A 561-nucleotide genomic window follows, 5' to 3' on the forward strand; every position below is an offset into this window, starting at 1 on the left:
TGGACTCTATGTGCAGGATCAGGCGGTGTGGCAGCAGTGGAACCTGCTGCTCTCCGGGCGACATGACTGGACGGAAATACGCACCTACGAGCGCACACTCAATAATGCCAAAAGGCAGTCGAATGATGACGATTTCACCGGCCGTGCGGCGCTGCTGTATGCGTTTGAGAATGGTTTCTCGCCTTATATCAGTTACAGCACCTCGTTTGAGCCCAACCTGGACAGCGGCATTCCGGGTTCACCACCCTTTAAGCCGACAACCGGCGAGCAGACTGAAGTGGGGATGAAGTTTCAGCCGGTGGGCAGCGACACCTTGTTAACGCTATCGCTGTTCGATATTACGCAGAAAAATATCACGTCGTGGAACAGCAAACTCAAGTTCAACGAGCAAATTGGCAAAGTCGAGTCACGTGGCGCTGAAGCGGAGCTAGGTACCCAAATAACGCCAGCGCTGAGCCTGATGTCGGCGTACAGTTACACGGAGGCGGAAACCAAGGAGAGCACCAATGCGAGTACGCCAGCAGGGAACAGGCCAGCGGCGACGCCACGCCCTATGGCCTC

The 561-nt window shown here is 55.8% G+C and carries 1 protein-coding gene; it reads left to right on the forward strand.

Features of this window, described 5'->3' with window-relative positions; genetic code table 11:
• Positions 1-561, forward strand: a 561-nt coding sequence (locus tag J5224_RS34475; protein ID WP_264629324.1) for a TonB-dependent siderophore receptor, incomplete at both ends; no start/stop codon positions are given.

Source organism: Candidatus Symbiopectobacterium sp. NZEC135 (assembly GCF_025962695.1).